Here is an 8,688-nt window from a genome sequence, read left to right as displayed (position 1 = left end):
TAGACCCCTACTATGTAATAACACTAATATGCGATTTTAGCGCCTTTTCATATCGCGCTGCAGCGAAATCCGCCCCGCGAACCACTGGATGCGCGCGCAATGAAGGCGTCTCGGGACAGGCCGCGCGCCGCTGAAACGGCAGACGCGCGTCCCACTCAACTCAAGTCATTCTGATAGTAATACCCGGTTGTGACATACCATCCACGGCGCACTTCGACCGGCCGGTCTCCATAGGTATAGGACACCCGATCGACTGAAAGCAATGGAAAGCCAGCGGGAACGTTGAGCAGATCGGCCACGGCCGGCTCCGCCGCCACCGCGCGGATCTTCTCCGTCGCGCGAATCATGCGGGTGCCGAATTCGGCTTCGAACATGGCGTAGAGCGGCCCCTTGTACTCGGCAAGACGCTCCGCCGTGAGGCCGCGAAACACGGCGCCGGGCAGCCAGATTTCGTCGAGCACGGTGTTCTCGCCGTCGAACTGCAACAGACGCCGGATCAGCACCACGGGATCCGAGGGCTTCAGGTCCAGCTGCCGTGCGATATCCGCCGAAGCGCGCAAGCGCCGGCATTCGAGCAGCCTGCTGACGTGGGGATGTTCGGCACCGTCATCTGCCAGCAATCTAAGAAAGCGAAACTGGGCTCGCTCTTCATTGTGCGTCGCAACGAACGTACCCTTGCCCTGGCGGCGCACGAGCAGGTTTTCGGCAGCAAGTTCGTCGATCGCTTTACGCACGGTTCCCTGGCTCACCTTATAGCGGGCAGCCAGTTCGACTTCGCTGGGAATGATCTCGCCGGGCTTCCATTCGCCGGTCTCGAGGCTCTGCGTGATGAGCCCCTTGATCTGCTGATAGAGCGGGCTGAAAGTGGGGGAAGCCGCCGGTGCGGACGCACTCGCACCGCTCTCCGGAGCGGGTGAATTGGCGTGACTGACCGGGTTCGCACTCATGGCGCGCATTTCAACACAAAGCCTGCCCCGGCGTCCAGCCTTTCCCGTGTCATAGATATGTCTTATATAAGACATAAGATACGGTTGACTTTGACCCTTCCGACTCCTACACTGCCGATCGAGCAAGGGTTTGCGGGCAGGCACGCCTCACGGGCAAGAAGCCGCCGGCAGCATCTACCTTGTGGCGCGCCGCGCCGCAAGGCACCTTCGCATCATGCTGTTCCCTCACCGCAGTAGAGGTTTCGATCCGCCCCGTCGGCGCCCCTCGCGCCACGCCCTCGTGGACCAGCCAAAGCGAGCTGTTGCAGGAGTCGGCACACCTGATGCGGCGTCCCGTTTCCCTTGGCTTTTGTCGCACAGGTTACCGGTCCGGCCGCCCTGCCGCGGCGCGTGAAACCGGTCGCGACAGCCAGCCGGACACCTGCCCGGCACCACGCCAGCCTGTTTCACGAACGCTTCGTGTAACGCGCATATAGAATGGCGTTTTACCCTGGCGTCTAACGCACCTTCCTGGAGATTTTCAATGGCTAAGCCCGCAAAGCGCGTTGCCGTCACCGGCGCCGCAGGTCAGATCGCTTACTCCCTGCTGTTCCGTATCGCGAATGGCGACCTGCTCGGCAAGGATCAGCCCGTCATCCTGCAACTGCTGGACCTGCCGCAAGCGCAAGCCGCCGTCAACGGCGTCGTGATGGAACTCGACGACTGCGCGTTTCCGCTGCTCGCCGGCGTGGTCATCACGGACGACCCGAAGGTCGCGTTCAAGGACGCCGACGTCGCCCTGCTGGTGGGCGCGCGTCCGCGCTCGAAGGGCATGGAGCGCAAGGATCTGCTCTCGGCCAACGCCGAAATCTTCACGGTCCAGGGCAAGGCGCTGAACGACGTCGCCAGCCGCGACGTGAAGGTGCTCGTGGTCGGCAACCCGGCCAACACGAACGCCTACATCGCCATGAAGTCGGCGCCGGATCTGCCGAAGAAGAACTTCACGGCCATGCTGCGCCTGGACCACAACCGCGCGCTCTCGCAGCTCGCCGCCAAGTCCGGCAAGCCGGTCGCTTCGATCGAGAAGCTCGCCGTGTGGGGCAACCACTCGCCCACGATGTACCCGGACTTCCGTGTCGCCACGGCGGAAGGCCAGTCGCTGACGAAGCTGATCAACGACGACGAATGGAACCGCAACACCTTCATCCCGACCGTCGGCAAGCGCGGCGCGGCGATCATCGAAGCGCGCGGCCTCTCGTCGGCGGCTTCGGCGGCCAACGCGGCCATCGACCACGTGCGCGACTGGGTGCTCGGCACGAACGGCAAGTGGGTCACGATGGGCATCCCGTCGGACGGCTCGTACGGCATCCCCGAGGACATCGTCTACGGCGTGCCGGTGACCTGCGAAAACGGCGAGTACAAGCGCGTGGAAGGCCTCGAAATCGACGCGTTCTCGCGCGAGAAGATGGACGGCACGCTGAACGAGCTGCTCGAAGAGCGCGACGGCGTCGCTCACCTGCTCAAGTAAGCCAGATGCAGGCAAGCCGGAACCCAGTGAGCGTCGCGGGTTCCGGCTTTTTTGCGCGCCTGCCCGGGAATGCCCCGGCTCGCGCACGACCTGATCCGCACGCGCCTTGCGCCCCGCGCAGAACGCATCCGAATCAGGCTTGACTCCCAAAATTCGACCCCCGACGCCGACAATGCGCGCCATCACTCCCGCCGAAGTGCTGTTTGACGGCGAAGCGCCGCCCCCCCTCCTGCCCGCGTGCGATCACTACGCCGGCAGCGAGAAGCTGATGTTGAAATCGCTCGCGCTGCAGCAGCAGCTCGGGGCCGTCTTCGACATCACGCTCGACTGCGAAGACGGCGCCCAGGTGGGCCGCGAAGCCGGGCACGCCGAACTCGTGGCGTCGCTGCTCGGCAGCGAGCACGACCGCTACGGGCGCGTCGGCGTGCGCATTCACGACTTCCGTCATCCGCACTGGCGCGACGACGTGCGCCTGATCCTGCGCGCCGCGAAGCGCGCGCCGGCGTTCATCACGCTGCCGAAGATCCGAGCGCTGGGCGACGCCGCCGAAATGGTCGCCTTCATCGAGGCGACGCGCGTGGAAATGGGCATCGACAAGCCGATCCCCGCCCAACTGCTGGTCGAGACGCACGGCGCGCTCGCGCGCGTGTTCGACCTCGCGGCGCTGCGCGGTGTCGAGGCGCTCAGCTTCGGCCTGATGGACTTCGTCTCCGCGCACGACGGCGCGATTCCCGATTCCGCCATGCGCTCGCCCGGCCAGTTCGATCACCCGCTCGTGCGCCGCGCGAAGCTGGAAATCGCCGCGGCCTGCCACGCGTTCGGCAAGGTGCCCTCCCACAACGTCAGCACCGAAGTGCGCGACATGGACGTGGTCGCGAACGACGCGACCCGCGCGCGCAACGAGTTCGGCTACACGCGCATGTGGAGCATCCATCCCGCGCAGATTCCCGCCATCGTGGCCGCGTTCGCGCCGCGCGACGAGGAAATCGCGCTGGCCACGGAGATTCTGCTTGCGGCGCAAAGCGCGCAGTGGGGCCCGACGCGCCACGGCGACACCCTGCATGACCGCGCGAGCTACCGTTACTACTGGTCCGTGCTGCGCCGCGCGCGCGCCACGGGCCGCGCCGTGCCGCCCGAGGCCGCACCGCTTTTTGCGCCGGGCGAACTCGCGCGGGAGAACGCGCCGTGAATCGAGGTAAATCACACCGCGCCGCAGAAATTGAAGTTCAAGCCGACAAATAGGTGAAAATAGCGTCCGCTGCGCGCTCTCGGGGCGTGCGCAGTGCTAGCTTGTGGCCGCGTCGCGCGGCCGCGCACTGATCAACCGAGTTTGAAAGATAAAGGTCTGACTCCATGAAGAAATTGCTGATCGCCGCCGTTGTTGGCGCACTGTCCTCGTCGATGTTGCTGGCCGCGAACGACGCCGCCGCCCAGGCATCGTCGACCACGGCCAAAACGGCCGCCACGACGCCGAAAAAGCCGGCCCCGAAGCATCGCATCATCAAGCGCAAGGCCAACCCGGCCAAGGAAGCCAAGGTCGATCCGATCCCGGAAGGCTCGGAACACTGGAGCTGCGCCGAAGGCATGGCGTTCGACCTGAAGGGCGACATGGCGCGTGACCAGATCGTCACCGTCCACTGGGCCGACAAGAACTACAACCTGCCGCGCCAGGTCACCACGACCGGGGCCGACCGCTTCCACGACGCCGCCACGGGCCTCGACCTCGTCGTGATCCCGACCAAGGCGATGCTGTTCTCGGATAAGGACAGCTCGCGCCTGGCCGACGAGTGCAAGACTGTTGCAATGCAGCAAGGCGCGCTGGCGCCGACCCAGGCTCAGGCGCTGAACCCGGCGAACCGCGCTCCGGCGGCCGCCAGCGGCGCGACGGGCCAGTAAGCGCCCAAGGCGCACGGGAAGCCTCGATGTCCGCTCCGATCGCCCATGTCCGGCCCCAGCCGGATCAGGTCCTGGTCGATATCGTCGACTATGTCCTGAACGGGTTTGCCATAGACGGTGTCGACAGCGCACTCGCGCTCTCGACCGCGCGTCATTGCCTGATCGACACACTGGGCTGCGGGCTCGAGGCCCTCTCCTACCCGGCCTGCACCAAGCTGCTGGGACCGGTCGTGCCGGGCACGATCGTCCCGCACGGCGCGAAGGTGCCGGGCACCTCATTCCAGCTCGACCCGGTTCAGGCCGCCTTCAATATCGGCGCGATGATCCGCTGGCTCGACTTCAACGACACGTGGCTCGCCGCCGAATGGGGCCACCCGTCGGACAATCTCGGCGGCATCCTCGCCACGGCCGACTGGCTCTCGCGCACGGCCGTCGCCCACGGCAAGCCGCCGTTCACCATGAAGGACGTGCTTGTCGGCATGGTGAAGGCTCACGAGATCCAGGGCTGCCTTGCCCTGGAAAACGCCTTTAACAAGGTCGGCCTCGACCACGTGCTGCTCGTGAAGCTCGCCTCGACCGCCGTGGTCGGGCAGATGCTCGGGCTCACGCGCGACGAGCTGATCAACGCCGTCTCGCTCGCGATGGTGGACGGCCAGGCGCTGCGCACCTACCGCCACGCGCCCAACACCGGCTCGCGCAAGTCGTGGGCCGCCGGCGACGCCACCTCGCGCGCCGTGCGCCTCGCGCTGATCGCGAAGACGGGCGAGATGGGCTACCCCTCGGCGCTCACGGCGCAGACCTGGGGCTTTTACGACGTCTCGTTCAAGGGACAGCCGTTCCGTTTCCAGCGCCCCTACGGCACGTACGTAATGGAAAACGTGCTGTTCAAGATTTCGTTCCCCGCCGAATTCCACGCGCAGACCGCGGCCGAAGCCGCGATGACGCTGCACGGCACGCTCGCGCAAATGGGCAAGACGGCGGAGGACATCAAGCGGATCACGATACGCACGCACGAAGCGGCGATCCGCATCATCGACAAGACCGGGCCGCTCGCGAACCCGGCCGACCGCGACCACTGCATCCAGTACATGGTCGCCGTGCCGCTCCTCTTCGGGCGCCTCACGGCCGCCGATTACGAGGACGACGTGGCGGGCGACGCGCGCATCGACGCGCTGCGCGCGAAGACGGCCTGTGTCGAAGACCCGCAGTTCACGAAGGATTACCACGATCCGGACAAGCGTTCGATTGCCAACGCGCTGACCGTCGAGCTGAACGACGGCACGACGCTCGCGGAAGTCGTGGTGGAATACCCGATCGGCCACAAGCGGCGCCGCGACGAAGGCATCCCGCTGCTGGTCGAGAAGTTTCGCACCAACCTCGCGCGCCGCTTCCCCGCGAAGCAGCAGCAGGCGATTCTCGACGTCTCGCTCGATGCGGCACGGCTTTACGCCATGCCCGTCAACGAGTACGTCGACATGTACGTGATCTGAGAAGTAAGGTAAACAGCAGCAAACGTGTCGTAAGCGTAATTTCCGCGATTAAACGAAGGAAAACACCATGGCCCACAATCTCCACAAGACGCTAAAGGAATTCGACAGCGGTTCCGGCAAAGGCAAGTTCTACTCGCTGCCGCAACTCGGCAAGCAGCTCGGCGTGAAGATCAACCGCCTGCCGGTCTCGATCCGTATCGTGCTCGAGTCCGTGCTGCGCAACTACGACGGCAAGAAGATCGCGGAAGAGCACATCGAGCAACTCGCGAACTGGAAACCCACGGCCTCCCGCGTCGACGAAATCCCGTTCGTCGTTTCGCGCGTCGTGCTGCAGGACTTCACGGGCGTGCCGCTGCTCGCCGACATCGCCGCGATGCGCGGCGTCGCGAAGCAGGTCGGCAAGGATCCGAAGGTCATCGAGCCGCTCGTGCCGGTGGATCTCGTCGTCGACCACTCGGTCCAGATCGACTACTTCCGCCAGAAGGACGCGCTCGACCTGAACATGAAGCTGGAATTCCAGCGCAACAACGAGCGCTACCAGTTCATGAAGTGGGGCATGCAGGCGTTCGACACGTTCAAGGTCGTGCCGCCTGGCATCGGCATCGTCCACCAGGTCAACCTGGAATACCTCGCGCGCGGCGTGCACAAAAAGGCTGAAGGCGGCGACACCGTCTACTACCCGGACACGCTCGTCGGCACGGACTCGCACACCACCATGATCAACGGCATCGGCGTGGTGGGCTGGGGCGTGGGCGGCATCGAAGCCGAAGCCGGCATGCTCGGCCAGCCGGTGTACTTCCTCACGCCGGACGTGGTCGGCGTGGAGCTGAAGGGCAAGCTGCGCGAAGGCTGCACGGCCACCGACCTCGTGCTGACCATCACGGAAATGATGCGCAAGGAGAAGGTGGTCGGCAAGTTCGTCGAATTCTTTGGCGAAGGCACGGCCTCGCTGTCACTGCCGGACCGCGCGACCATCGGCAACATGGCGCCGGAATACGGCGCGACCATGGGCTTCTTCCCGGTCGACGAAAAGACGATCGACTACTTCAAGGGCACGGGCCGCACGAAGGCCGAGATCGAAGCGTTCGAGAACTACTTCAAGGCGCAGGAGCTCTTCGGCATTCCGAAGGCGGGCGAAATCGATTACACGAAGACGCTCACGCTCGACCTCGCCACCGTCACGCCGTCGCTGGCTGGCCCGAAGCGCCCGCAAGACCGCATCGAGATCGGCAACGTGAAGTCGACCTTCACCGACCTGTTCTCGAAGCCGGTTGCCGAAAACGGCTTCGCCAAGAAGGCGGACGACCTCGCGGCCGAGTACAAGACGACCGACGGCGTCAAGCTGCATAACGGCGACGTGCTGATCGCCGCGATCACCTCGTGCACGAACACGTCGAACCCGAGCGTGCTGCTGGCCGCCGGCCTGCTGGCGAAGAAGGCGGTGGAAGCCGGCCTCACGGTGGCGCCGCACATCAAGACCTCGCTCGCCCCGGGATCGCGCATCGTCACCGAATACCTGACGAAGACGGGCCTGCTGCCGTACCTCTCGAAGCTCGGCTTCGAACTGGCGGCCTACGGCTGCACCACCTGCATCGGCAACGCCGGCGACCTCACGCCGGAACTCAACGATGCGATCACGAAGAACGACGTCGTGGCGGCCGCCGTGCTGTCGGGCAACCGTAATTTCGAAGCGCGTATCCACCCGAACATCCGCGCGAACTTCCTCGCTTCGCCGCCGCTGGTAGTGGCCTACGCGATCGCCGGCAACATCACGCGCGACCTGATGACCGAGCCGGTGGGCAAGGGCAAGGGCGGCCGCGACATCTACCTCGGCGACATCTGGCCGACGAGCGACGAAGTCAACGCGCTGCTCAAGTTCGCGCTCGACGCCGACGCGTTCCAGAAGAACTACAGCCAGCTCACGAAGAAGGGCGACCTGTGGAGCAAGATCGAAGGCGAGGAAGGCCAGGTCTACGACTGGCCGAAGTCGACCTACATTGCCGAGCCGCCGTTCTTCGGCGCTGACTTCTCGATGAAGCCGGCTTCGTCGATCGCTCCGGTCAAGGGCGCGCGCGCGCTCGGCATCTTCGGCGATTCGGTGACGACCGACCACATCAGCCCGGCAGGCTCGATCAAGGAAGACTCGCCGGCCGGCAAGTGGCTGAAGGCGAACGGCGTGCAGAAGGCCGACTTCAACAGCTACGGCTCGCGCCGCGGCAACCACGACGTCATGATGCGCGGCACGTTCGCGAACGTGCGCATCAAGAACCTGATGATCCCGGCGAAGGCCGACGGCACGCGCGTGGAAGGCGGCCTGACGATCCACCAGCCGAGCGGCGAGCAGATGTCGATTTACGACGCCGCCATGAAGTACATCGACGCCGACACGCCGACCATGGTGTTCGCGGGCGAAGAGTACGGCACGGGTTCGTCGCGTGACTGGGCAGCCAAGGGCACGCAGCTGCTGGGCGTGAAGGCCGTGGTCGCACGCAGCTTCGAGCGCATCCATCGCTCGAACCTTGTCGGCATGGGCGTTCTGCCGCTGCAGTTCAAGGGTTCGGACAGCGTGGCGTCGCTCGGTCTGACCGGCGAAGAAACGTTCGACGTCGAGGGCCTGACCGACGACTTCAAGCCGCAACAGGACCTGACGCTCGTGATCCACCGCAAGGATGGCAAGTCGCAACGCATCCAGGTGCTGTTGCGTATCGACACGCCGATCGAAGTGGACTACTACAAGCACGGCGGTATTCTGCCGTTCGTGCTGCGCTCGCTGCTGGCGGCGTAAGCAGGAAGCTTTGCAGGTGCTGCATCCGGCAACGGATGCAGTCACACTTGGAAGCCCGACGAA

At 65.0% G+C, this 8,688-nt stretch carries 6 protein-coding genes; 5 read left to right on the top strand and 1 reads right to left on the bottom strand.

Features of this window, described 5'->3' with window-relative positions:
• Positions 1 to 155: 155 nt before the first annotated feature.
• Positions 156 to 956, bottom strand: coding sequence for a GntR family transcriptional regulator (locus tag BAC01S_RS22490; protein ID WP_027796785.1), 801 nt, complete (start codon positions 954 to 956; stop codon positions 156 to 158).
• A gap of 514 nt (positions 957 to 1,470) precedes the next feature.
• Here BAC01S_RS22490 and BAC01S_RS22485 point away from each other — a divergent pair.
• The 5 genes from BAC01S_RS22485 to acnA all read left to right on the top strand — a co-directional run bounded on the left by BAC01S_RS22485 (position 1,471) and on the right by acnA (position 8,625).
• Complete coding sequence (locus BAC01S_RS22485) at positions 1,471 to 2,454, top strand: malate dehydrogenase (protein ID WP_027796784.1); 984 nt, start codon at positions 1,471 to 1,473, stop codon at positions 2,452 to 2,454.
• A gap of 172 nt (positions 2,455 to 2,626) precedes the next feature.
• Entirely contained in the window at positions 2,627 to 3,643 is a 1,017-nt protein-coding gene (locus tag BAC01S_RS22480) for an HpcH/HpaI aldolase/citrate lyase family protein (RefSeq protein ID WP_027796783.1), read from the top strand.
• 164 nt (positions 3,644 to 3,807) lie between these two features.
• Complete coding sequence (locus BAC01S_RS22475) at positions 3,808 to 4,350, top strand: hypothetical protein (RefSeq protein WP_027796782.1); 543 nt, start codon at positions 3,808 to 3,810, stop codon at positions 4,348 to 4,350.
• Positions 4,351 to 4,376: 26 nt separating this feature from the next.
• Entirely contained in the window at positions 4,377 to 5,840 is a 1,464-nt protein-coding gene (locus BAC01S_RS22470) for a bifunctional 2-methylcitrate dehydratase/aconitate hydratase (RefSeq protein WP_027796781.1), read from the top strand.
• Positions 5,841 to 5,907: 67 nt separating this feature from the next.
• Entirely contained in the window at positions 5,908 to 8,625 is a 2,718-nt protein-coding gene (acnA, locus tag BAC01S_RS22465; protein WP_027796780.1) for an aconitate hydratase AcnA, read from the top strand.
• Positions 8,626 to 8,688 lie beyond the last annotated feature (63 nt).

This window comes from Paraburkholderia acidipaludis NBRC 101816, assembly GCF_000684975.1.
Taxonomy (GTDB): domain Bacteria; phylum Pseudomonadota; class Gammaproteobacteria; order Burkholderiales; family Burkholderiaceae; genus Paraburkholderia; species Paraburkholderia acidipaludis.
The sequence above is the reverse complement of the archived record's forward strand: the minus strand, read 5'-3'. Positions and strand labels throughout refer to the sequence as shown.

Bases quoted from the DNA above. Each gene is read 5' to 3' on its own strand.
- acnA (WP_027796780.1), top strand. From the start codon at position 5,908: ATGGCCCACAATCTCCACAAGACGCTAAAGGAATTCGACAGCGGTTCC.
- BAC01S_RS22470 (WP_027796781.1), top strand. From the start codon at position 4,377: ATGTCCGCTCCGATCGCCCATGTCCGGCCCCAGCCGGATCAGGTCCTG.
- BAC01S_RS22485 (WP_027796784.1), top strand. From the start codon at position 1,471: ATGGCTAAGCCCGCAAAGCGCGTTGCCGTCACCGGCGCCGCAGGTCAG.
- BAC01S_RS22480 (WP_027796783.1), top strand. From the start codon at position 2,627: ATGCGCGCCATCACTCCCGCCGAAGTGCTGTTTGACGGCGAAGCGCCG.
- BAC01S_RS22490 (WP_027796785.1), bottom strand. From the start codon at position 956: ATGCGCGCCATGAGTGCGAACCCGGTCAGTCACGCCAATTCACCCGCT.
- BAC01S_RS22475 (WP_027796782.1), top strand. From the start codon at position 3,808: ATGAAGAAATTGCTGATCGCCGCCGTTGTTGGCGCACTGTCCTCGTCG.